Annotated in this window: 19 protein-coding genes; 6 read left to right on the forward strand and 13 right to left on the reverse strand. The window is 58.2% G+C overall.

What is annotated here, in order from left to right; genetic code table 11:
• Window positions 1-21: 21 nt before the first annotated feature.
• The 5 genes from EJ071_RS31905 to EJ071_RS31925 all read left to right on the forward strand — a co-directional run bounded on the left by EJ071_RS31905 (window position 22) and on the right by EJ071_RS31925 (window position 5,482).
• A complete protein-coding gene (locus tag EJ071_RS31905) occupies window positions 22-1,272 on the forward strand; it encodes a polysaccharide biosynthesis protein (RefSeq protein WP_126101403.1) in 1,251 nt (416 codons plus the stop codon).
• A 16-nt stretch (window positions 1,273-1,288) separates the two neighbouring features.
• Entirely contained in the window at window positions 1,289-2,188 is a 900-nt protein-coding gene (locus tag EJ071_RS31910) for a methyltransferase domain-containing protein (protein WP_126101404.1), read from the forward strand.
• Window positions 2,189-2,208: 20 nt separating this feature from the next.
• Window positions 2,209-2,571: a hypothetical protein gene (locus tag EJ071_RS31915; protein WP_126101405.1), complete on the forward strand. Its 363-nt coding sequence runs from the start codon at window positions 2,209-2,211 to the stop codon at window positions 2,569-2,571.
• 191 nt (window positions 2,572-2,762) lie between these two features.
• Window positions 2,763-3,107, forward strand: coding sequence for a hypothetical protein (locus EJ071_RS31920; RefSeq protein WP_126101406.1), 345 nt, complete (start codon window positions 2,763-2,765; stop codon window positions 3,105-3,107).
• Between the two features lie 35 nt (window positions 3,108-3,142).
• Window positions 3,143-5,482 carry a YfhO family protein gene (locus EJ071_RS31925; protein WP_126101407.1) on the forward strand — a complete coding sequence of 780 codons (2,340 nt, stop codon included), beginning with the start codon at window positions 3,143-3,145 and terminating at the stop codon, window positions 5,480-5,482.
• A gap of 8 nt (window positions 5,483-5,490) precedes the next feature.
• Here the strand turns inward: EJ071_RS31925 and EJ071_RS31930 are convergent, their stop codons facing one another.
• From EJ071_RS31930 to EJ071_RS31985, 12 genes are all read right to left on the reverse strand, one after another.
• On the reverse strand, window positions 5,491-6,609 hold the full coding sequence (locus tag EJ071_RS31930) for a glycosyltransferase (protein WP_126101408.1): 1,119 nt from the start codon (window positions 6,607-6,609) through the stop codon (window positions 5,491-5,493).
• Complete coding sequence (locus EJ071_RS31935; RefSeq protein ID WP_126101409.1) at window positions 6,606-7,730, reverse strand: glycosyltransferase family 1 protein; 1,125 nt, start codon at window positions 7,728-7,730, stop codon at window positions 6,606-6,608. The genes EJ071_RS31930 and EJ071_RS31935 overlap by 4 nt, the downstream gene beginning before the upstream one ends.
• A 53-nt stretch (window positions 7,731-7,783) precedes the next feature.
• On the reverse strand, window positions 7,784-11,488 hold the full coding sequence (locus EJ071_RS31940) for a glycosyltransferase (RefSeq protein WP_189521312.1): 3,705 nt from the start codon (window positions 11,486-11,488) through the stop codon (window positions 7,784-7,786).
• Window positions 11,489-11,585: 97 nt separating this feature from the next.
• Complete coding sequence (locus EJ071_RS31945) at window positions 11,586-12,959, reverse strand: FkbM family methyltransferase (protein ID WP_126101411.1); 1,374 nt, start codon at window positions 12,957-12,959, stop codon at window positions 11,586-11,588.
• Complete coding sequence (locus EJ071_RS31950) at window positions 12,959-13,819, reverse strand: FkbM family methyltransferase (RefSeq protein WP_126101412.1); 861 nt, start codon at window positions 13,817-13,819, stop codon at window positions 12,959-12,961. The genes EJ071_RS31945 and EJ071_RS31950 overlap by 1 nt, the downstream gene beginning before the upstream one ends.
• Window positions 13,816-15,051 (reverse strand): ABC transporter ATP-binding protein, encoded by a 1,236-nt coding sequence (locus tag EJ071_RS31955; protein ID WP_126101413.1) that lies wholly within the window; start codon window positions 15,049-15,051, stop codon window positions 13,816-13,818. The genes EJ071_RS31950 and EJ071_RS31955 overlap by 4 nt, the downstream gene beginning before the upstream one ends.
• Before the next feature lie 2 nt (window positions 15,052-15,053).
• A complete protein-coding gene (locus EJ071_RS31960) occupies window positions 15,054-15,839 on the reverse strand; it encodes an ABC transporter permease (RefSeq protein ID WP_126101414.1) in 786 nt (261 codons plus the stop codon).
• Window positions 15,840-15,867: 28 nt separating this feature from the next.
• Window positions 15,868-16,872 carry a GDP-mannose 4,6-dehydratase gene (locus tag EJ071_RS31965; RefSeq protein ID WP_245460372.1) on the reverse strand — a complete coding sequence of 335 codons (1,005 nt, stop codon included), beginning with the start codon at window positions 16,870-16,872 and terminating at the stop codon, window positions 15,868-15,870.
• Window positions 16,847-17,836, reverse strand: coding sequence for a GDP-mannose 4,6-dehydratase (gene gmd / locus EJ071_RS31970; protein ID WP_126101415.1), 990 nt, complete (start codon window positions 17,834-17,836; stop codon window positions 16,847-16,849). The genes EJ071_RS31965 and gmd overlap by 26 nt, the downstream gene beginning before the upstream one ends.
• Window positions 17,837-17,888: 52 nt before the next feature.
• Window positions 17,889-19,301: a mannose-1-phosphate guanylyltransferase/mannose-6-phosphate isomerase gene (locus EJ071_RS31975; RefSeq protein WP_126102804.1), complete on the reverse strand. Its 1,413-nt coding sequence runs from the start codon at window positions 19,299-19,301 to the stop codon at window positions 17,889-17,891.
• Between the two features lie 6 nt (window positions 19,302-19,307).
• Window positions 19,308-20,735, reverse strand: coding sequence for a phosphomannomutase (locus EJ071_RS31980; RefSeq protein WP_126101416.1), 1,428 nt, complete (start codon window positions 20,733-20,735; stop codon window positions 19,308-19,310).
• A 429-nt stretch (window positions 20,736-21,164) separates the two neighbouring features.
• A complete protein-coding gene (locus tag EJ071_RS31985) occupies window positions 21,165-21,758 on the reverse strand; it encodes a biotin transporter BioY (protein WP_126101417.1) in 594 nt (197 codons plus the stop codon).
• A gap of 203 nt (window positions 21,759-21,961) precedes the next feature.
• Here EJ071_RS31985 and EJ071_RS31990 point away from each other — a divergent pair, with 203 nt between their 5' ends.
• Window positions 21,962-22,870, forward strand: a complete 909-nt coding sequence (locus EJ071_RS31990) for an MBL fold metallo-hydrolase (RefSeq protein ID WP_126101418.1) — start codon at window positions 21,962-21,964, stop codon at window positions 22,868-22,870.
• On the opposite strand, the gene EJ071_RS31995 is transcribed toward EJ071_RS31990, so the two are convergent.
• Entirely contained in the window at window positions 22,871-23,656 is a 786-nt protein-coding gene (locus EJ071_RS31995; protein ID WP_126102805.1) for a DUF1499 domain-containing protein, read from the reverse strand.
• Window positions 23,657-23,732 lie beyond the last annotated feature (76 nt).

The following is a 23,732-nucleotide window of genomic DNA, read 5'->3' on the forward strand; positions in this document are numbered from 1 at the left end:
ACATCAAGGACTCTCGTAGGCATGCCCATCGCATTCCCCATTCGCCTTCCGCGCAACCCGGCCGCCGCCGACCTCGACACGCTCGTCACAGGTCGAAGCGAGTCGCTTTTTGCCAACGATATCTCCGCGAGTTCCTCGAAATTGCTCGATCGGATCTCAGGTCGGCGCATTCTCGTGATCGGCGGCGGCGGTTCTATCGGTTCGGCCACAACCGCCTTGCTTACGCGCTTCCAACCCGCGGCAATCCATGTAGTCGATCATAGCGAAAATTATCTCGCCGAGTTGGTCCGGAATCTCCGTGGAAGGCGAGAGGGCATAGCTGACGGCTTGGATTTTCGTACCTTCCCGCTAGATTATGGAAGCCCGATTGCCGCGCGTCTGTTGGCGGACATGCGCGCCTACGATGCGGTCCTTAACTTCGCAGCATTGAAGCATGTCAGGTCGGAAAAGGATATTTTCTCCCTTCTCCAAATGATAGATACGAACTTGGTCCGCCACGCCCGTTTCAAGGAGTGGCTGAAGCGTTACGGTCACGCCTCGACATATTTTGCTGTATCGACGGACAAGGCGGCCAACCCAACCAGCCTGATGGGCGCTAGCAAGCGGTTGATGGAAGACCTAATCTTTGCCGTCGGTGCTCCTGAAAATGGGCGAACTACCTCGGCCCGCTTTGCCAATGTCGCCTTCTCGAACGGTAGTCTACTCCAGAACTTCGGGCTTCGGCTTGCTGCCCGCCAGCCGATTGCCGTTCCCAGGGACACCCGCCGCTACTTTGTCACGCAGGCCGAGGCTGCAGAGATCTGTGTGCTCGCAACGTTTCTCGCCCCTGACGGACACATCGTATTCCCGCATATGGAGGCGGAGGTCCATCTCCAACCCCTGGAGAATATCGCGGCACGGTTTCTAGCGCACTTCGGGTTTGAACCCGAATTCTACGAGGACGAAGACCAGGCGCGCAACGCGGTCGATTCCGCCGCTGCGCGGGATCGCTGGCCGGTTCTGCTGACTCCGCTCGATACGAGCGGAGAGAAACCTTACGAGGAATTTCTTGGCCACGGAGAAAAAGCGGTTGAGATCGGCCTCCCGTCCCTCGCTGCCCTCCGCCACGTGCAGACGCCCGCGGTAGGTCGTCACTTATTCGAAAAGCTTGAGGAACTGGTCAACGACCCCAATCCCGCAACCGGAAAGGAAGAGGTCGTTCGTATCTTTGCGAGCGTTTTGGCCAACTTTCGACATATCGAGACAGGCCGCAACTTGGACCAGCGGTTATGATTGGGCGTATGGGACGATGACCCCATCTTTGGACGAGCAACATTCTTCACAGCGTGTCGCAACGGGGACACAGGTACCGAAAATGTGCCTGGTCTGCGGCGGCCGTTACGAGGAGAGCAGGTTTCCCGGTCTGGTTCGCTGCAAGGCGTGCGGTTTTGTGGCCGCAAATCTCGACATATCCGATGAAGAACTCGCGACCATTTACGGCGAGGACTATTTCCACGGCAATGAGTATTTGGACTACATCGCGGAAGAAGAAAGCCTTCGTCTTAACTTTCGAAATCGAATTTCCACATTGCGCTCGCTTGTATCCGACTTGGCCGACAAGGAGCTTTTCGAAATAGGTTGCGCCTACGGTTTCTTCTTACAAGAGGTCGCACCCGTTGTGAGGCGGGCATCCGGAATCGACATCTCCGCCGATGCGGTTCGTTCTGCGCAGGGCGAGAGAGGCGTTGACGCGGTTTGTGGCGACTATCTCAAATTCGATCTCCCCCGGCCCGTCGATATCATTGCCATGTGGGACACGATAGAGCACCTAAAACGTCCGGATCTCTTTGTTTCCAAGGCGGCGAGAGATCTGCGCACCGGCGGCATTCTTGCCTTGACCACTGGCGACATCCAAAGCCTGAACGCAAGATTGCGAGGCAAAAAATGGCGGATGATCCATCCCCCGACGCACCTTCACTACTTTTCAACAGCGACCATCACCAAGCTCCTGAATCGTCACGGTTTCGACGTAATTCATGCGAGCCATCCAGGTAACTCGCGGAAATTCCGTTCAGTATTGTATTACATTTTCGTTCTGCGCATGAAACGCCCTGCGATCTACGCGGCTTTGCAGAAAATAGGCCTATTCAACTTTTCGATCACGATCAACCTGTTTGATATAATGTATATTATAGCGCAGCGACGTTAGAGAAAAGCGGGAGAATGCGCTTGCGAATACCACTGACAGATATTCTTTTGTTCAGCGCGTATGCTTTTTCGAGCGTTACAAGCTTGCTTGTGGTTAAAATGTGGCTTCCGGTTGCGAGAACCAATTGGAGTGAAGGGATTTTTTTAGGATTGCCGGCGATTCTAGTAATTTCTGGAGCCGCGCTATACGTAGTTAGCTTCCTGATATGGATGTTTATCTTAGCACGTTATGATCTGACTTTAGCATACCCGACAGCCATTGGTCTGACGCTGGTCTTTTCCAGCTTGGCGGCATCATTTCTACTCGGGGAAACACTGTCACTAGCGAAGCTCGGTGGGATTGCCTTGATTTTTGCAGGTATCGTCCTTGTCGTTCGAGCTTGAATCGTGATCCCGGTGGGTCAAGATTCGCAGGAGAATCTGTTGCAAAAGTCTGAAGTCGCGGGTGCCGAAAGAATACCGCCTCGCCCGGGCATCAATACGGGTTCCGCCGCGTACCTGCCTTTTCTATCGGCAGTGCTTTTCTACGCGTTCTTCTATGTCTTGTTTTTTCACCGGCCCTCCTAGAGGGAAGAGTGCTTGCCCCGGGCGACGGATATGTCTTTTATTATCCGGCTGTTACCATCCCGTGGCGCTTGTGGGAAGCAAACATCCTCTCAGGCTACCCGGTCTTCGCCGATCCACAGTTCTTCCTTTGGTACCCACCGCGTTGGTTTTTTCGAAACTACAACGCGTTCATCATCTTTGCGTATGTGGCCGCAAGTTCGTTCACCTTTGGCTACGTTCACTGGAAGACGCGGTCGGTTGCCGCCGCTCTAGCAGCAGGCATAATCTACGGCACCGGTAGCTTTATGATGGGGCATCTTGGCCATACGTCCATCATAAACGCGGGTGGCTGCCGCTTATCGTCTGGTCAATAGAGGCGCTGGCCGAGCGCAGGACGGCAGCCCGGTTCGTGACTGGCGCCCTTACAGTCGCTCTGTGCCTTCTGAGCGGCCATCCTCAGATTTTTGTCTACGCCATGCTGCTGGCCGGCGGCTTGGCCTTGCGTAATCTGTGGGTCACCTGTGCCGACGATTCCACCACTGCCATCGGGCTGGCCACCACTTATGCAGGTCTGGTTGTGTTGGGCGTGGCTGCATGCGCCGTTCAGCTCTTGCCGCTCCTGGAATTTCGCGAACTTAGCGCACGTTCCGATGCGTGGAGCTATGGGGAGTTCGTCACGTATTCATTACCGCTTCGGCAGATCGCCACGTTGTTTTTCCCATATCTCTATGGGGGTGCAACAAACGGCCCCATAGCCTACTTCGGAGGATTCAATCAGACCGAGCTCGCGACCTATGCCGGCCTGGGGACCCTGTTCTTGGCTGCTTGTGGGCTGCTAGCGCGGAAACGCAATGATGGTGCTGTCTTCTGGCTTGCGGCAGTAGTCGCCTCAATTCTACTGGCCACGGTCGGTGAAAATCACCTTGGCCATCTCTTTTATCAGATTCCCATCGTCAACAGCTTTCGCGCCAGCGCCCGAAGCGCAATAGTTTTCACTTTTGCGATCGCTGTTCTGGCCGGCATGGCGATAGCTCGCCTGCAGCATGGCGAACTCAAAAGCCGCCATATTGCGTTGGCCGGCGGGATCACGCTTGGGCTCGCAATCGGGGCCGGACTGTTGACGCTTTCATCAGCGTCTTGGGCGCAGGCGCTTCGCGATTCCGGTGTGGAGCCCCGGGCAATCATCAAGGGGGCCATTTTGCCCCCATTTGCAAGCCTCATCGCAATGATTTGCCTCCTCTTGTCATGGAACAAGCTGGGCGGCCGCTATTTTCGAGCGATCCTGCTGATTGCTGCGATAGTTGTCGATGTCGGTCTCTTCGGCTGGAATTACGAATGGCGGCTCTCGCCAGTTCAAAAGCCAGCATCGACTAGTTTGAATGCGTTACGGGACGATTTGTTGAGTTCGAACGGGCGCCTTTTGGCGATGCCCGAGACGTTCGTTGACGATGACCTTCATCCGATACGAAACGCCCTATACGGGATACCCTCGGTCAGCGGCTATGGTCCTCTGGAGCCGAAAGCCTACCAAGAGGCAACCGGAATCGATACGGCGGGCGCCATTCAGGACGTCCCAAATCCCAGTCTGCAGCGCGTGCTCGGGATAACTCACGTCGTTTTCAACCGCGATATGTCAGGCAGCCTCCAATTTGGCTCGTGTGCTGCGGAAGCACCCGACGCGATCCTGCAGTTTGATCTTCCAGCCCCGGTACGAGCAACGGGAATCCGAGTTATCTCGAACATGTCTTGCTCGGTAACCCGTCCCGATGGCGATCCGGTCCTCACTGTTGACGTCACGCCAGAGGAAAAAGGCGGCGAAGTCGCTCTCCTCGCAGGACGTGATACGTCGGAATGGGCACACGACCGCTCCGACGTGCGAGACGTAATCAAGCATGCGCGGGCGCCGATCGAGAGTTCATTCAACGCGGGAGGCTTTAGCGGCCACGTGTACCAAGCGGAATTGCCGCTAGCGACATCCGGTCCGATCGACGTACGGCGGCTGTCGCTGCGCTTTCTGGGAAATCACGGCGGAATTCTGAGTGTGCGGAAGCTCGAGCTGACGAACGCGGAGAACGGCACGGTGTATCCGCTGAACCCCAACGCGCTGAAGCTGGGAAGCTCCGCAACCATTCGCAAGATGGACGAAGACCTGTCAGTCGCAAAACTCCGAACGGAACCCGGTGGGCTCGCCTGGCTCGTCAGCGAGGTCCGATCGGTTCCTACGGACGTTGCCGCGCAGACCGTGCGCACCGGTATGTTCCCCAATGGGCAGCCATTCGACCCGGACACTGTAGCACTGGTTGACGGGCTCGCGCCGAAGCTGGACTCAGTTCCAGCTTCGGTCGGGCAAAGAGGGAAGGTCACGCCGATTTCAGAGGACGGTGCGCGTCTTTCCCTGCGGGTAGACGCGCCCTCCCGGTCATTTCTGTTTCTGAGCCACTCATACCACCCTGGCTGGGTGGCCTACGTGAACGGGCAAAAGATGCCGCTCTATCGCGCTAACGCCGCATTTCAGGGCGTCGTCGTACCGGCGGGTACGAGCGAGGTAACCCTCGTACTAGACCCTCTTAGCCTGAAGCTGGGCGGGCTGATCAGTCTTATCGCCCTGCTGATCCTCGGAGGCTGTTTTTTTGTCAGAGGTAGGCATGTCGATTACTTGTTCCCCAGAGCGAGCGCTTCGTCGACTCAGTCCAGAACGAGCTTGCAGTCTGGGGAGGGTAGAGAGAATGCGCCTGTTGATGAGAGCTAGCCCGCCTTTCAGGGTCGGCGGCTATCGAGCTGATGGTAGAGATCGGCGTAAGACTTCCCCATTCTGTCGGCGGTAAAGAGGCGAGCGTACCGATCTCGAGCAGCCTTGCCCCACTTCGCCACTTCGACCGGCGAATCGACGAACCGGTTGATTGCTTCGGCTAGCCGCATCGGGTCCGACGGAGGAACGACAAGCCCGGTCTGGCCGGCCTTGTTGACGTAGCTTGTGCCCGTTCCGATTTCGCAAGAAATCAACGGTTTGCCGCACATGGCCGCCTCGACCAGCGAAAGACCGAAGGCTTCCGATCTCTGGTTCGAAGGAAAAACGAAGCCGAGGCAGTTGCGGAGCAGAGCCATCTTGCGTGGTTCGGCTGTCTCACCAACAAAAAGCACATTATCGAGGCGCAGTGTCGCGGCCTGTTGCCTAAGTTCCTGCTTGACTGGCCCCGACCCTGCGATGACGATCTTGCACCGCGCCTGAGAGGCAGCCTGGATCAAAACATCCAGTCCCTTGTAGTAACGCAGCACACCGACGAACAGCACGAAGGGCTCCGTGACCGTCGATCGGCACCAGGCGTCGTCGGCCTCGCTTGGCGTCGGATAAATGCCCTCCTCGATGCCGATGGGGATGACCTTCGATTTGGCCCTGAATGCCCTGAGAACAGGACTCGACTCGAGATAGTTCGGCGATGTCGCAACGATCGCGTCGACATCCCCCAGGAAGCGCATCATCAAGGGCCGGTAGAAGGGCAGGATGAGCCGCTGCTTGACGATGTCGGAATGATAGGTGACGACAGCCGGCTTGCCATGGCGGGACTGAAAATGCACGACATCCATGAACGGCCATGGAAAGTGGTAGTGGACCAGGTCGGCTTGCCTGGCGAGCGCACCGAACTTGCGAAAAACCTCGCGCGAGAACCCGGTCGACGCCAGCTCTAAATCCAGCCTGGCTTTTTGGGCCACATGCCCGTCGAGGCATTGCGTGTTTTCTTCCGGCGCGCGGCTCAACGAGAGCACCTGCGTTTCGACGCCGTGCCCGGCCGTGCTCTCGGCGATGGCGTGGATCGTCCGCTCTACGCCGCCGAAGGTATCCGGCCAGTACGTCTTGAAGAAATGCAGGACTTTCAAGCACGGAACTTTCGTCTTAGCCGGATGGCCTGCTCGAAGATTTGCAGCATGCCCCTGGCGTGATTCTCCCAGGTAAATCGTCCGGCATTGTTACGCGCGCCGGCGGCGATTCTGTTGCGGAATTCCGCGTCGCTACAAAGGCGTTCGAATGCCACGGCGATCGCCGCGGGATCGTTCGGGTCGACGAGGACCGCGCTGTTTCCGGCGACTTCAGGCATCGACGACGTGTTCGACGTCAGCACCGGTTTGCCGAATGACTGGGCCTCGACGATCGGGAAGCCGAAGCCTTCATAAAGCGACGGCATCGCCAAGAAAAGGCAGTTTGCATATAGAGTGGCGAGCACGCTGTCGTCGACGAACCCCGTGAACTTGATGCTCGTCTCGAGCCCGTCGCCGCGCACCTGGTCGACGAGGCCCGTCTGCTTCCATCCCTTGCCGCCGACGATAACTAGGTCGCAGCCGGAGCGAGCACCGGCCGGCAGCAGGCTATAGGCCGCAATCAGATTGGCGAGGTTCTTGCGCGGCTCGAGCGTGCCGACAAAAAGGGCGTAGGGCCTGGTTACACCGAGCGGCTCCAAGCTCGAAGCATCGCCTGGAGCCGGCAGCGCGGCCGTGCCGGGCGCGACCGTGCTGACCGGCGATCTCAGCCAGGGGAATACGCGCGTCAATGCGGTCGCCGTGGCCGTCGAATCGGCGGCAACGGCATCGGCGGCCTTCAACGCCGGCTTCATCAGCAGGCGGTCGCCCATCCAGGTCCGGGTTCGCATGGTCTCGGCCGCATGCAGCCAGACGAGGTCGTGGACCGTAACCACCCGTGCGATCCTGCGATCGAGAACGAAAGGTAGCCGATGCGAGGGCCCCCAGAGGACCTCTACGCGATCGCGCAACGCCAGGGAGGGCAGCACCGACTGTCCCCAGAAGGTTCTGGCGAGAGGCCCCTTGAAGCCGGCAAGCTGCATGGAAACGCCAGACGGAATATCATAGCTCGCGCTGATCGAATCCGGCGCATAAACCATCACGTCAGCGCCCTGCGCCGCCAGAGCCTGGATCGCATTATGGACGAACCGGCCGATTCCATCGGTGGCCGATGCTAGGTTTCTGCCATCGATGCCTATTTTCAAGATTCTCTCCGGAAATGATTTAAGCAACGGATTCCGGAAGACGAAATCAAGAGCTAATCCAGCGTCGCTATCGGCCCGTCCGGCCCAATAGGCTGGGTCTCCGTCAAGAGAATAGACTTTAGTTCCTCAACATTCTGCGACCAACTCATCCACGCTATCTGTTCGGGCTTCGGATGTTCGTCTCGCTGACGTAGGTCCAGCCAATTCCTTATCGCGCCTTCGAGACCTTTGTCGTCATCGCAGGAAAAATATGCAGCGCCGGATCCGGCAACTTCTCGAAACACCGGGATGTCACGGGCCAAGACGGGGCATCCATGTTGAGCCGCTTCAATGATAGGCAATCCAAAGCCTTCTCCCTCGGACGCCGCAATAAGGCAGGTGCTCGAACGGTACAACTGGTCCAAATAGGCATCGCTTACATCCTCGAGCCAAAAAAGATTCTTACCGAGTCGAGGATGAGTGCGCAGTCTTTCGATCAATGAAGGAAGCGTTCTGCGCTGATCATCGGGGACGCCTTTCCACCCTTCTGTACCCACGATAACCAACAGTAGCTCTTCGTTCGTATTCCACAGATATTCGAACGCGCTTAACACATCGGCGTGACCCTTACGGGGCTCAACTGTGCCAACCATCAAAAACGTTTGATGCCGCTCCAGCATGCGGAGAAATTCATTAAGTCGCTTGCCAAATTTCGGCCGTGCCGCAGGTTTACGGTCAAAATCTGCGCCGAGGTGCAAATGACTTACCAAGGGTCTATCCGCGTGAATATCAGCTTCATCATCGAGCCAGCCCAACACGTCGACGGCAACAGCCCTCGATATACATATCAACTGATCTGAATTTCGGCTTACTGCGCTCAACCATTTTTCATGCACAGCTCCCAGAAACTCCGGAAAGAATTCGGGGCTTTTTATCGGCAGCAAGTCATATACCTGAAATCGTATCGACACCCCACGAGACCGCCAGTAGCTGTAGATGCCTCTTTTTGCCGCCTGAGCGCTTTTCACTGGCGCATAGTCCGCTCCAAAGAAAATATCTCCTTTGCCTACGTCCACCGGGTCGTCGTCTACGCCTATTTCACCCAGACCCAGCAACCGCGACGTGAACGCTCGAGCATAGCGATAGTGGATTTCGTCTCCATCTCCGAATAGGTAAATAGGCTCCACCCGAAAACCCCTCGGCGGGCTGCGCAATAACTCTATCAGCTGATTTCGGACTACCCGTTCAATTCCGCTGTGCAGATGTGTCAGCACATTGGCGGAAACGTCAACGAGCAACTGCCTTTGCGGTCTCAAGGATGGCAGATTCTGATCCAGTAGTTTAATTGCCCGTAACCAATCTTGTTCCGACACGTTGGCGCACTCCATCAGTGCGAATGCCTTCAAAGCTCTGAGCTTCAGCCCTTCGGGTCCAGACGCATAGAATTCTTCGATGGCGTCCCTATAACGCTCGGCGATGCGTCTTGGCGCTAAATTGCTCTCTACGTAGGCCCTTGCCGCCGCTCCGAGTTTGTTTCTCAATTGTTGATCGGAGCGTAGCCGGACAATCGCATCCGCTAAGTCTGTGTCAGAAAATTGATCGGCAAGCATGAAAACACAATTGCTCGGCAACTCAGCCATCGACCCATGCGAATTAGCAATACTAGGTATACCGTATGCCATGCAATCCAATATCGCCCGAGATGACTCTCCTCTAGATTTGGCTCTCAGTTGAACTGCGATATCAGTAATAGCCAAATACTCTTCATATACATCCCGATCGCAGAAACCGGTAATTATCAAGTTAGCTTTATTTCTGAATTTTTCTTTTAGATTTGAAATATAATCTCCATATTCGCCACCGTCCATCTCTCCCACGAAAATGAGATGGCAATCACCCTTTTTATCCATTTCAGCCTCAAGCCAAGCCAGAAGAAGACGGTGGTTAAGCTTGGTGTCTGCCATCATTCCGAAGCAGCAGCATAGGAAATCGTTTGCCCCGAAGCCATGTTTGGCGCGTATGGAAAGTCGATCGGCCGCCCCTGGTAGGCTGTGCATTTGTGGAATTACTCTCCACGATCTGTAGAACGATCGATCGTAGAAATGGCTTGCAAAACTGATCGCATGATCACTGTGCACAATTGTGCCGAGCGAATCCATGATTAGGGCAGCGTTCGCAGGAAACTCCGCAAGCAATTTTTGGTGATTGCCGTATTGGTAATCCGTTAGCGCCGAATATCCGTGAGATTCATATATTCTTTTCTTCCAGTAATTTTTCCGTCCGGCGGCAAGTTCCAAATGCGCACTAACGCCGCTCAGGAAGAAATCGTGCAGAGTTATGACGCCTGGATAGGCCGCTATAGAGTCAAGCATGTGTGTGTGAAAAACAGAGTTACCAATCTGATAAATGACTCTTTCGTAATCACCATAGTTAGATTTGAATGTTTCAAAATCCTCTATTGTCATTTCTGAAAAACTCGCCGGAACGCTTGCGGCTGGCTTGCTAAGGACAATCGCATCGACTTCGTAATGCTCCGCCAATGCGGGCAGAAGCTCGCCGCTGTAGTCTGCAATGCCCGTCCGGTCGCCCGGAAGCGGAGATATGTATGCAAGTCGAGGCCGAGGCGCGGCGCTCTCTTGTCGAACTCGGCGTTCGTGGTGCTCTTGCAGAGCATCCCACGCCAATTGTGCGCTCTTGGCCCAACTGAACTCTTTTGCCCTCATCACGCCATGTCGCATAAGTTCGCCTCTGAAACCGTCGTCGGTCAGAACAAGCGTTAACATCCGGGCAATGTCGCGCTCGCTGGATGGATCAAAGAGGGCATCGGTGCGTCCGATTACTTCCGGAATGCTGGTTCGATCCGAACCGATCACAGGCGCGCCACATTGCATAGCTTCCAGTGCGGGAAGCCCGAAACCCTCGTGCATCGAGGGAAGGCAGAACACCTTGCACATATTGTAGAGAAGAATTAGATCTGAGTCTGGAATGTTACTTATCGTAAGTATTTCGTTGCGTCTCAAACCGTATTCTTCTGCAATACTATAAATAGAATTTACTTCACGTTCGCCGGCTGCGCAGACCAGAACCAGTTGGTGTTGTCTCCTTACCTCGAGCGACAGCATTGCGTAGGCTTTGCATAGACGCTCAACATTTTTTCTCGGATCAAGAGCGCCCGCATAAAGCACGAACTCACTTTGAATCCCATACGTGGACAGGATATGCCGCCGTTCTCTCTCACCAATTTTTAAAACTTTAAATTTCTCGCTGGCAGCGGCGGATATATTAAATATTTTATGCTGACCTATTCCAAGAAAATCGATCGCCTCGCGCTTCGATGACTCGGAAATCGAAAATAGCAACCCTGCCTTCTTCAAATGCTCGATCTTATCCATATATTCAGCATAAATCAAAGGGTTAGCTAAATAGGCCTCTCTGTTTGTCAAAGGAATTAAATCATAAAGCGTAACAGCAGTCAAATCGCCACTAGAAAGAAGGCCAACAGAAGTTACAGCGTCATCTATTACTCCCTCAAATAGACTCGCAGCGTGGATGAAATCTGGCTTAAGCGAGGAAAGAAAAGCTTCTCGTATAATCTCGCCGCTTCTTTGCCGAAATATATTTCTCTTATCGCGCGACGCGACAGGAAGATCCGTATTCCACGCAACAATATTTTCAGGTTGCATAATTTCGCCAAAGAGCGACTTCAGCTCTGATAGGCGTTCAGGAAAGTTCGCGTTAAGCGCCACAAAAACTTCATTTTGGCCACGGCTCCGCACCATTGCTTCAGCCAGCGCCAGAGTATACCTGCCGATGCCGCGCTTCGCACTAGCGGTTTGAGCGCCTTGCAAGTCTATTACTAATCGCATTAATACGCTCTCAACCTTTCCTTGTTTTGTTTCTAATTAACAGAGACTGCAGGAGACTATAATGTCTTTGAATCCGTTGAGACTCGTTATTCAAGGATAAAGTTGTCAGAGTGCTTATTCGTGCCGTCCGATGGTCGAAATCGTCCGGCGAAATCGCTAATTGAGCTTCGCTAACCGCTTTGGATATAGCATGGTGTAATGGCGGAACTGCCCGTAGGCTGCGAACCAAAATCCGTTTGGCCAAAGGTCTTCGTCTAATCCAGAGGCGGGCATGCGGTATCAGCCAATTGGCAAATGCCCGAGGTGATTGTGCCAGGAGCGATGCAGTGACTTTCAGACCACGGAATGGTGCGGTAAGTTTCCACGAGGTCGAACTCCGAAAGGCGTCTGTCAGGGCCGCCAACTGTTCGACTTGTTCGATCAGCGTCGTGATGCTTTCGCTCAGGCGGGCGATTTCGGCATCTCGCTCCTGGATGGCAGCTTCTTTATCAGCCAACTGCCTAGTATTTGCGATACCTGCGTCCGCGATACGCCGACGAAGCCGTTCGATTTCGATATCACGCTCGTGGATCGTGGTTTCTTTGAGGGTCAGTTGTTCCGTGTTCGCGATATCCGCATCCGCGATATGCTGATGAAGGAGATCGATTTTGGCATCGCGCATACTCAATTGCTGCCTCATGGGAGCAAGCATGTGAGATGTGCTGGAAGCGGGAAAAACGAACTCGTCGAAGAAATTTGGGCCGGGCCCGAATGACACTTTCAACTCTGAATGTTCTTCGCTGACATAAAAGCGATTCAAGCCGTCGAAGTAGACAAATTCATAACCAAGCCCCTTCAGGTGGGGGTCCCACTTCTGGTGGCTTTTCTCGTTCGAACGCGGCAAGGTGCTTTCCACCACGACGATCCATGGGCGCACCGGGGAAGAACCCCAGCTTTCTATAACCGTCGATTCCATGCCCTCGACATCGATCTTGAGCCAGTGAACCTCCCTATCGGCGTGGCGATCCAGAAGGTGCTGGAGGGCGACAACTGGCACCGGAATCTCTTTCATCTCAAGTCCGGCTTCGGCATGCTGTTTGGCAATGGCGGAATCCCCGGTACTGAGACCCGTTCCCGAAAATTCATTGAAAGTCAGGATACCTGTTCCTGCTCCGATCGCTGCCTCGATCACCTCCTCATCAGCTCGCGCAGCGCGCAATTTGGCGGCATAGTGGGATGTTGGCTCCACGTGCACCCCACGCCAACCTTGCTCATAGAAGGAGAGACTTACCGAATCCTCCACCGGATCTTGGGCACCGATGTCAATATAGAAACCGTTCTCTACATGCTTAAGGGCACGCCAAAGGATCACATCTTCGAAATTTTGTGCGTATGAGGTGAACATCAGCGTTCAGGAAACAATGAAAGAGTGGCCTTGTTTAGCGACACGGGCGGAAGCTCGATGCGCCGGTCCTCAGGAAAGAAACTCGCCGCAATCAGTCCATCGCCGCTGTAGGACTGCTGCACGTCGTGCTCGGCCAGGATGACGGCTCCGAAATCCAGCAACGCTTCCCTGCAATCGGCATGCGTCGTTCGCGAACCGGAAATGCTGCTATGGTGTGTCGATACGACCACAAACCGCACCTGCTTGCTTTCCACCGTTGCTGCCATCGAGCGAATGAAAGGCAACTCTGCCCCTTGTACGTCCATGTGCAGGATCTCGATAGTCCGCCCATTCGCCAACTTGGATACCGCAGCCATATCGAAACAGGGCAACGCGCGAATTCGTCCGTCCGACTCACAGCGCAACTCTACGCTTTCGAGGCTTTCGCCGCCGACACAGCCGTTGTGAAAGCTGATACGATCTTCTAGCCGGTTCAGGCTCGCATTGTCCTTGCCCAGTTGAAGATTGTTTGGATCCGGCTCAATGCAGATCGCCGATGCATTGGCGATTTCATGCAGATACCACATCGTGTAATAGCACCAGAAGGCACCGAGCTCCACAATCAGTGAATTGTGGCGCACGTAGCGTAGCATGTGGTGAAAGACGAGTTCTTCCTGCGGCTCGTGATGCCCCTGCAGAGCGCGGATGATCTGCGCCATCCAGTCGCCGTGATATCCGCCCGCCTTTACCCGCAGGCCGTTATGCATAACCTGAATCGGGCCATTCGGCGTGTCGAGAATGCGTCCTGCTTCCTGCACTTTCGCGATGCTGTCGCAATCGATGCAACTGCTCGTCATTATGGAACGCTCGAGTTCGTTCATGCCCCAGCCCCGTTGATGATGAACCGAGCGTCAAGCGCGGACGTTCCGATGAAGACTGGCTGGGTCGCATTTATTACGTCGAACACCAGCGCATTGTCCTGCCACTCGTAATTGTTCTCTAGGTGTGTGTCCGAACTGGCGAGCGACAGCGAGAAGGAATAAGAGCCCTGCCCCAGGGCACAGGTGAAAGGCAACTGGAATTCAATCTCTCGGCCTGCCTTGATGTTCTGAAGCAGCTGCTGCGTGTGCCAGGTGTTGCTGCCCCAAACTACATGGCCAGTGCGGTCACGCAGCATGAAGCCCAGTACCAGGCGAGAAACATCCGCCTCTGCTTTCGCCATCAGCCTCAATACCAGAGACTGTCCTACCTGCGCGACCTTTACTGGCTCTCGGCTCTCCGCGTCGAGAAGTTCCAGCGCCGACGCCCTGACCTGAAACGTCCCCGACCTAGTGAACGCCCAGCCGTCTTTTTCTCGTAGCTGCTCTACGGTCAATTTTTCGTTCTCCTTGGCCGCGATCAGGGCGTTGTAATAGTCGACTACCTCGTCGGGCCGACCGTCCTTTAGGACATGCCCCTTGTCCAGTAGGATCACCCTGTCGCAGAGTGCCCTCACATCGCCCAGACTATGGGTGACGAGAATGATCGACGTGCCTGCGGCCTTGAAGCTGCGGATACGATCGAAGCTCTTGTGCTGGAAATAGCTATCGCCGACCGAAAGCACCTCGTCGACAATCAGCACGTCCGGCCGTTCGGCGGTGGCCAGCGCGAAGGCCAACCGCGCCTGCATGCCGCTCGAATAGGTTCGAACCGGCTGGTCGAAGAACTCGCCAATCTCGGCGAAGTCCTCGATACCCGGCATCAATTCGCCCAGGCGCGTCTGCGAAAGGCCCATCAGCCCGCCGGCATGATAAGCATTCTGTCGCCCGGTGAACTCTGGATTAAAACCGAGGCCGAGTTCCAGGATGGCGCTGACGCGGCCGAAGACATGGGCCGCTCCTTGGGTCGGCCGCACCGTCCCGGTGATAAGCTTCAAAAGCGTGCTCTTGCCGGCGCCGTTCTGCCCTATCAAGCCGAGCGCTTCTCCCGCCGAAAGGGAAAAGGAGATGTCCTTGACCGGCCAGAATTCCTCAGTCGGCGTGACAGGCGCTCCGAACCAGCCAGCAAATCTCTCCAGACTACTGGCATAGTTCGCATAGCGTTTCGACAGGTGGCTGACGGAAAGCAGGATCATGGCTACAACGCGTCGACGAGTTCGGGGCTTGCGCGGCGGAAGAACACCATGGCGAAGGCCATGCTAAGCAGCCCCAGAACGGCCGGCATGATCAGGCTTTCAGGGTCCGGCCAGCGGTTGAACAACAGCGCGTCCTGGTAGAGCCCAACCAGCGGTGCGATCGGATTGAGGCCGAGCATGAACCGGTATTGTTCCGGCAGCACGTTGGCCGGGTAGACAATCGGCGTCAGCCAGTACCAGAGCTGGAGCAAGATCGCCATGACCTGCGCGATATCGCGAATGAACACATTCACGACCCCGAGGATGACACCGAGACCGAACCCGATTGCCGCGATCAGCACGATCCCGATCGGCAGCAGAATCAATGCGCGGCCTGGCACATGTCCAAGGAAAATGAAGATGACGAAGAGCGCGACCAGCAGCAGCAGATGATTAATCAGCGCCGTCCCTCCGACGATAACCGGCAGGCATAGGCGCGGAAAGGCGATTTTCTTCATCACCGGCGCCTGCTCGATAAAAACGGTCATGCTGCGGGTGAGGATCTCGCTGAATAGCGTCCATGCGGCCATGCCGGACAGGAGATAGATTGGATAGGCGGCGGGACTGTCCGTGTCGGGAAGCCGAGCCTTGAGCACTTCCGAAAGCACGATCGAGAAGATGAGCGCCTGCGCAAGCGGGTGAAGAATGAACCAGAGACCGCCAAGTCGCGACCGCACGAAGCGCCCTTTCAGGTCGCCCCTGATCGAGGAGAAGATGAAATGGCGATATTGCCAGAGGCTTCGGAACATATGTTCGACCTTTTGCGCGCCGACAGCGTCAGCGGGCGCTGCTCATCCGCTGCCAATAGCCGAGAACTTCGGCAATTGTCTGCTCGAATGGCACCAAAGGCGTCCAGTTTAGCCTTTCGCGTGCCTTTGATGCATCACCGCATGCAACGGGGATCTCGTTCGGCCGGAGCCTTTCCGGGTCCGCGCGCACCTCGATGTCGATGCCCGACAGCGAGATAAGCAAGTCCAGAATATCCCGGATCCTCCGAGGTTGTCCGGACGCGATATTGTAGACACAATTGGGCCCGGAATCCGGACTTGAGACCGCGGCGATCGCATAGGCGCGCACGACGTCACGAACGTCGAGAAAGTCGCGCTCGGCCTCCAGATTTCCGACATGAATGACCGGCTCGCGCTTGCCCGACAGGATTTCGGCGACCTGGCGCGCGAAATCGGAGACCACATAGGTGTCGGACTGGCCAGGGCCGGTGTGATTGAACGGGCGAAAGCGAATGGCGCGCAAGCCATCATAGGACATCTGCCCGATCATCAGGTCGGCTGCCGCTTTGGTGGCGCCATAAACGTTCACCGGCCGGAGCGGGGCGTTTTCCGTCAGGGGACCAGCCGCGTTCTGGAAAGAGGCTCCGTAGGCTTCCGAGCTGCCAACGTACACGAACCTGGTCTCCGGAGCATGGCGCATCACGGATTCGGCCAGATTCATCGTCCCCGTCACATTGACGTCCCAGGCATGCCGCGGCTCGTTGCGTGCATCGGAAGGAGCCGCGACCGCGGCCAGATGAACAAGCGCGGTGGGTTGGATTTCGCGGACGGCATCATCGATCGCTTCCCGATCCCGCAGATCGATCGGGTTTCGCCGCCCCTCGCCATGGCCGAGCGCGAACACCTTGCAGCCTGCGTGCTCCCGCTCCAGCAACTGCAACAGTGCCGTGCCGACAAACCCGCCGGCGCCGGTTATCAGGATGCGATGCGTCAACGTACCGACCATGTTGGCAAAAAGGGCTTTCCGCTCACCCGCGTCTCGGCGGGTTGGCATGCCGCTCAAGATCCGCATCCACCATTTCGCAAATCATCTCTTCCAGCGAGATCGTCGCCTCCCATCCCAGCTTTGCCTTGGCCTTGGCCGGATTTCCCAGCAGCACCTCGACTTCCGCCGGCCTGAACAGATCGGGATCGATCACAAGGTGGTCGTCCATCTTCAGCCCCACATGCTCGAAGGCAATGCGGCACATGTCGCGCACGGTCGTCGTCCTGCCGGTGGCGACGACATAGTCGTCCGGCTGGTCCTGCTGCAGCATCAGCCACATGGCGCGGACATAATCCTTCGAATGGCCCCAGTCGCGCTTGGCGTCGATGTTGCCGAGCCGCAATTCCGTGGCCATGCCCTTCTTGATGCGCGCGACCGCGTCGGTGACCTTGCGGGTCACGAACTCGATGCCGCGAAGCGGCGATTCGTGATTGAACAGGATGCCGCTCGAGGCATGCAGGCCGAAGCTCTCGCGATAATTGACCGTGATCCAGTGACCATAGAGCTTCGCGACCGCATAAGGGGAGCGCGGGTAGAAGGGCGTGGCCTCCGACTGCATCGGCTCCTGGATAAGGCCGTACATTTCCGACGACGAGGCCTGATAGAAACGCGCCTCGGGGATTTCGAGGCGCAGCGCCTCGAGCACGTTGGTCACACCCATGCCGGTGACGTTGCCGGTCAGGATCGGCTGCTGCCATGAGGATTTGACGAAGGATTGAGCGGCAAGGTTGTAGACTTCGTCCGGCCTTACGTCGCGCATCGTCCGCGCCAGGCCGGACAGGTCCGTCAGGTTGCCGTCGACGATCCGGACGTCCTTCTCGATGCCCAGCCACTTCAGGCGCGTCGTGTTGACGTCGGCCGTGCTGGATCGTCGCGCAAGCCCGTGGACCTCGTAGCCCTTTTCAAGCAAAAGCTCCGCCAGATAGGCGCCGTCCTGCCCGGTGATGCCGGTTATCAATGCTGTCTTTGTCATCTAATGCTCTCGATGTAACTGATGATTGCCCGCCTTGCCGGCCAATGAATCGTCAGGCGCGTCCATAAACATCGTCGAATCGCACGATGTCGTCTTCGCCCAGATATTCCCCACTTTGCACCTCGATCATGACGAGCGGCAGGATACCCGGGTTTTCCAGGCGATGCTTGTGGCCGCAGGGGATATAGGTGGACTGGTTGGTCGTGAGCAGGATTTCGCTCTCGCCGTTGACGACCTTCGCCGTCCCGCTCACCACCACCCAGTGTTCGGAGCGGTGATGATGCGCCTGAAGGCTGAGGCGGGCGTTCGGCTTTACCTCGATCCGCTTGATCTTGAAGCGATGCCCCTCCTCCAGGACGGTGTAGGTGCCCCAGGGGCGATGCACGGTGCGATGCAGCGTCGCGGTCTCGTGTCCGTCCGCCTTGAGGCGGTTGTAGAGGTCCTTCACTTCCTGCGCCTTGTCCTTGTGCGCGACCAGAAGCGCGTCCGGCGTGTCGACGATCAAAAGGTCCGAGACGCCAACGAGACCGACCAGCCGGTCCTCGCTGTGCACATAGCAGTTCGCGGCGTCGTGCAGGATTGCTTCGCCGGTGGCGCGGTTGCCCCTGTCGTCGGCCGAAACAAGCTCCGACAGCACGGACCATGAGCCGATGTCCGACCAATCGAAACCGCAGGGGACGAAACCGACGTTCCCTGCCTTCTCCATCACGGCATAATCGATGGAAACGGCGGGAACAGCAGCGAAGCTGTCCCTGTCCACCTCAACGGTAAGCCGGTCCCTCGCATCGCTTGCCCTGCCTTTCTCGAGTGCCGCGCGCGCACTGGACAAGACATCCGGGCACAGGTCCTGCATGGCTTCGAGCATCGAGCGGGCGGCAAAACAGAACATGCCCGAGTTCCAGAAGAAACGGCCGCTGGCGATGAATTGGCCAGCGGTCGCCGCATTCGGCTTTTCCACGAACCGGAGGACCTTATCCCCTTCGGCCTCGACATAGCCAAAACCTGTTTCAGGGCGGTCAGGCTTCACGCCGAACGTGACGATCCGGCCCGAAGCCGCAAGCGCCGCCGCTTTCGCCACGCTGGCGCGGAAGCCGGCCTGATCCAATATCAGGTGATCCGCGGGAAGCACGACGAGAATGGCGTCCGGGTTCTCACGCGCGACATGCAATGCCGCGAGCGCGACCGCGGCCGCGGTGTCGCGGCCGAACGGCTCCAGCAGGAACGTGTTCTTCACGCCTGGCGCGGCTACCTCCGCATATTCATCCGCCGTGAGAAACAACAGATCCCGGTTGGTGACCGTCACGACATGGTCGACGCCTTCGATCTCCACGGCGCGGGCGAAGGTCTTGCGGATGAGCGTCCCGCCCTCCGGCAGCGGGATAAAGGGTTTTGGATGCAGCGCGCGGGAAATCGGCCAGAGCCGGGAACCGACACCGCCGCTTATGATGACGGGAACGATGTTGATCAAACTTCAACTTTCCAAGATTTGAGCTCGGCCGAGGGCGAGGCCCCAACCCAGCAATTCGTCCGCGCGGGATTGCGCTTCCGCTTCGACGTAGCACCGCAATTCGGGAGCATTGCCCGACGCGCGGAAGTGCACAACTTCTGCGTTGCGGGCGGTGATACGCACACCGTCACGGTTGTCAATATTCGCGACGCCGCCGAGAACCGCGAAGCTTTTGTCGGCATAGGCCGCGTCAGTTGCCAGCTTGCCGAGAAAGGACGCGCTGTTCTCGCTCGGCACGCCTTCGAGCCGACCGCTTGCGCCGGCAAGAAAGCGAAAGTCGGCCGCGATCCGAGCGAGCGGGCGGCCGGTCGTCGCAATCGCCGAAAGAGCGCACAGAATCGGCAATAGCGAATCCCGCGTTCGCAAGGCCGGAAGGCTGCGCCCGTCCTTCTCGACGGTCGAACCCAGGAGAACGCCGCCATTCGCCTCGAACCCGACGACACGTCTTGCGCCCTCGGCGAGAGCTGTGCCGATACCTTCAATGACGTAGGGCGACCCTACGCGCGTGCGAAGAACCCTTGCGAAATGCCCGCAATGTTCCAGGGCCGAATTGGACGTGACCGGTGTGACGACGCAGTCGGCGCCCAGGACATTTGCAGTGATTGCGCCGACCAGATCGCCGCGTACGAAAATGCCGTCGTTGTCCGCAATGAGCGGCCTGTCGCTGTCGCCATCCGTTGACACGATCGCGTCGAACCGCTCTGCCGCGGCCCAGTCCTTGAGTAGCGCCACATCCTCCGGCCTGAGCGCTTCGGTGTCGACCGGAATGAAATGGTCGGCCCTGCCCAGAGGTATCGTTTCGGCCCCAAGCCCGCGAAGAATGTCGACAATGATGTCTCTCGCCACGGACGAATGCTGGTAGACGCCGACGCGCAGCCCAGAAAGGCTGCCCTTCTCAAAGAAGCCAAGAAACCGTTCGGCGTAGCGGCGCGACGGCTCGGCGCCCAACCGTGCGGGTTCAACCGGCGAGCGTGGGGGGACCGTATCCTTCATGCCCGCGTGGATTTGGACAATGTCGCCCTCATCGCGCTTGTCGATCTCGCCGTCCGCCCGGTAGAATTTGAGCCCGTTTCTGTCTTCGGGAATGTGACTGCCGGTGACCATGATTGCCGGCGCATTCTCGCTGTTGGCATAAAGCGCGAGCGCAGGCGTAGGCAACGCTCCGCAGTCGACCGGCACCAGCCCGGCCCCGGCTACCGCCGCATGAACAAGCTGCGCGATCTCGGGGCTGGAGGCGCGAAGATCACGCCCGACATAGACCTTCGAGCCTTCCTTCAACGAGCCCCGATCCTGGAGCATGCGCACGAAAGCGGCTGTGTAGATAAATGCCGGCGGCCCCCGAAGCTCGCTGACGAGACCGCGCAGTCCACTGGTGCCGAACTTCAAAGTCACGCTTGGCCATCCTTTCCGGAGAAAGTCGGCCCGGCGCAAGTCAGGCAAACCGACATCACTTTACACAGCCTGCGGCAGCGTGGCGCGTGCGTGGAGCATCGAACAACGCGTCCCTACAGAGCAAAGCCACTTAAGCGGCTGGCTGAGTATTTCGTTAGATTTCTCTAATACTACCGGACAAAGGAGCGTTCCTCTGTCTCCAGCAAGGATAGTTCCTTTCAAGAAGGTCTCCTTGAGTTGCCGAACCCCCCGGCCCCGCAAGCTGCCCGTGCTTAGGTTTCGCGAACTGGCTTGTCAATCTCCGGCTGAACCAGCGCACAGCCGTCCCGCTGGTTTCGGCCAGATGGCGGGCACCGAAGCGTCAACACCGTCCAAACAAAAAGCCGGCGGGTGAGCGCCGGCTTTGCTGGTTCCGTTCGAGCGGATTTTTCAGGGCCGCTTCGGCAGCAGCGCCCAGACGGCCGGCACCAGGCTGGCGGCCAAAGCCACCTTGATCAGATCGCCGGCGATGAAGGGCGCGACACCGAACTGCCAAGACTTTTCCGGTCCGATGAGGACCGCAAGCCAGGCAAAGCCCATCGCCATCATGACGATCTCGGCGGCGAGCATGGCGCCGAACAGCTTCACCGGATGACGGTCCCAGCCGCGATCGGCGGCCCAGCCGGCGATCGCCGCCATCACCACGAAGCCGGCGAGATAGCCGCCGGTGGAGCCCAGCATGTAAGCGATGCCGACGCCCTTCTCCGGCGTGCCCTGGAAGACCGGCAAACCAAAAGCACCTTCGGCGAGGTAGAGAAGGAGCGTCGCGACGGCGAGGCGCATGCCGAAGGCCGAGGCGATCAGCAGGACGGCAAGCGTCTGCAGCGAGATGTCGACCGGGCCGAGCACCACTTTCGTCTTCGCCGACAGCGTGAGGAGCAGAGTTCCGACAAGCGCCAGAAAGAGCTGCGTGGCGAGCCGGGCCGCGCCCTGGTCGGGCAGAGCGAGAGAAACGAGCGGACGCATCGTGGTTGCAGTTGCCATGGTCTTCCCCGTTGTGGCTGATTTGCTGACTTTGAAGCGCGTCGCGGAGAAACGGATTCAGGCGACGCGCTTAAAAATTTTATCTTGATGCATGTCGTTCTCCCAAAACCGCTGCGCACTTTTGGGCGACATGCATTGATTTTCCTATATTGGCTTCCGGAGGATGCGGCAATCATTTTGCCGCACGAGCAGCAGGACCCGGCATGGCACTTGAATTCGACACACGCTTCGATCCCGCCTATGGCCAGTCGGTCACGGTGGCGCCCGACGTTCTGCGCATCACCGCCAGAAATCCAAGCCCGTTCACCTTCCACGGCACCAACAGCTATCTCGTCGGCCGCGACACGCTTGCCGTGATCGATCCGGGGCCGGATGGTGATGCGCATCTCGAAACGCTGCTCACGGCGATCGGCGGCAGGCCAGTCAGCCACATCTTCGTCAGCCATACCCATCGCGACCATTCGCCGCTCGCGGCGCGGCTGAAAGAGCGCACCGGCGCCACCGTGCTCGCCGAAGGTCCGCACCGGCCGGCGCGGCCGCTGCGCATCGGCGAGGTCAACCCGCTCGACGCCAGCGCCGACCTCGGCTTCGCGCCCGATGTCGCGCTGGCCGACGGCAGCCTTATCCATGGCGACGGCTGGACGATCCGAACGGTGCTGACGCCAGGCCATACCGCCAACCACGCGGCCTTTGCGCTCGAAGGGACCGGCGTCCTGTTTTCGGCCGACCATGTCATGACCTGGGCAACCTCCATCGTCGCGCCGCCGGACGGCGCTATGGCCGACTATATGAAGTCGCTCGACAGGCTGATCGAGCGCGGCGACCGTTTGCTGTTGCCCGGCCATGGCGGGCCGGTCACCGCGCCGCGAAAGTTCATGCGCGGGCTGAAGACGCATCGCAAGATGCGCGAGCGGGCGATCCTGGAGCGCATCCGCAGCGGCGATCGGAGGATTCAAGATATGGTCGCGGCGATCTATCGCGACACCGATCCGCGGCTGCACGGCGCCGCCGGCCTCTCGGTGCTTGCCCATCTCGAGGACCTGGTGGCCCGCGGCCTCGTCGCCACCGAAGGCGATCCGGCGATCGACGGCATCTTCAGCCCTGCCGGTTAATCACTCGGCCGGCGCCGCGCCGACCTGGCCGGCGACCTCCTGGTCGAGCTCACCGAGGAAATCGGTGATGCGGGCGGCATTGTCGCCGAGGTCGTAGCGGCCGTAGCGCGAAGCCGAGCGCATGTCGACGATGACCTGCTCGCCGTCGTCGGCGACGCGGATGGCGACGTCGGCCGGCAGCCCGAGCACAAAGCCCCGCGCGACCGCGTTGATCGTCGCCTGGTTCTGCCCGCTGATATCGGGATAGGGCGCGGTCAGCTGCCAGTCGCGCCGGTCGAGCACGGTCTCGACCGCATCGACCACGGTTTCGAAGGGCAGGTTGTAGCTGCGCCCGGTGACCAGCGGATAGGCCTCCGCCTGCAAGGCCTGCTCGCCGGGGGTCGGCGGCGACAGCGCGTTCATGTCACCCGTCCGGTCACCGGCGTCGAGCACCGGCGGGTCGTCGAGGTCTGTCGAGATGTCGCGCAGCGGCGGATAGATCGTCGCCCAGTAGGCGGCGATGCCGAAAGGGGCAAGCACCAGCAGCGCCAGCAGCGCGCCGATGCTAAGATCGCGGCCGCCGCGATCGCCGAAATTCCACAGTTTCGACAGGGCAAGCCCGGCGAGCAGCAGCGCGAGCGCCGCAAGCAGCGCGACGAGCGCCAGCACCCACAGGAAAGGCGGCGTGTCGACAAGGTCGAGCCGGTAGCCGGCAAGGACGGTCAGCAAAAGGACGAGCGAGAATGCCCCGATCCGCCGCGACCAGCCGGCCGCGCTCGACGTCTGCCGTTCAGGAATTGTAGCCATCATCTGCCGTATCACCCCAACCCGCGCCGAGAGTTAGCGCAGTTCAGCGTTCGGTGGAATCGCCGATTGAATATAT

It is taken from the genome of Mesorhizobium sp. M1B.F.Ca.ET.045.04.1.1, from assembly GCF_003952465.1.
Lineage (GTDB): Bacteria > Pseudomonadota > Alphaproteobacteria > Rhizobiales > Rhizobiaceae > Mesorhizobium > Mesorhizobium shonense.

Coding starts and splice junctions, on each gene's coding strand:
- EJ071_RS31905 (WP_126101403.1), top strand. CDS start 22: ATGCCCATCGCATTCCCCATTCGCCTTCCGCGCAACCCGGCCGCCGCC.
- EJ071_RS31910 (WP_126101404.1), top strand. CDS start 1,289: ATGACCCCATCTTTGGACGAGCAACATTCTTCACAGCGTGTCGCAACG.
- EJ071_RS31940 (WP_189521312.1), bottom strand. CDS start 11,488: ATGGTGCGGAGCCGTGGCCAAAATGAAGTTTTTGTGGCGCTTAACGCG.
- EJ071_RS31945 (WP_126101411.1), bottom strand. CDS start 12,959: ATGTTCACCTCATACGCACAAAATTTCGAAGATGTGATCCTTTGGCGT.
- EJ071_RS31950 (WP_126101412.1), bottom strand. CDS start 13,819: ATGAACGAACTCGAGCGTTCCATAATGACGAGCAGTTGCATCGATTGC.
- EJ071_RS31955 (WP_126101413.1), bottom strand. CDS start 15,051: ATGATCCTGCTTTCCGTCAGCCACCTGTCGAAACGCTATGCGAACTAT.
- EJ071_RS31960 (WP_126101414.1), bottom strand. CDS start 15,839: ATGTTCCGAAGCCTCTGGCAATATCGCCATTTCATCTTCTCCTCGATC.
- EJ071_RS31965 (WP_245460372.1), bottom strand. CDS start 16,872: ATGCCAACCCGCCGAGACGCGGGTGAGCGGAAAGCCCTTTTTGCCAAC.
- gmd (WP_126101415.1), bottom strand. CDS start 17,836: ATGACAAAGACAGCATTGATAACCGGCATCACCGGGCAGGACGGCGCC.
- EJ071_RS31985 (WP_126101417.1), bottom strand. CDS start 21,758: ATGGCAACTGCAACCACGATGCGTCCGCTCGTTTCTCTCGCTCTGCCC.
- EJ071_RS31990 (WP_126101418.1), top strand. CDS start 21,962: ATGGCACTTGAATTCGACACACGCTTCGATCCCGCCTATGGCCAGTCG.
- EJ071_RS31995 (WP_126102805.1), bottom strand. CDS start 23,656: ATGGCTACAATTCCTGAACGGCAGACGTCGAGCGCGGCCGGCTGGTCG.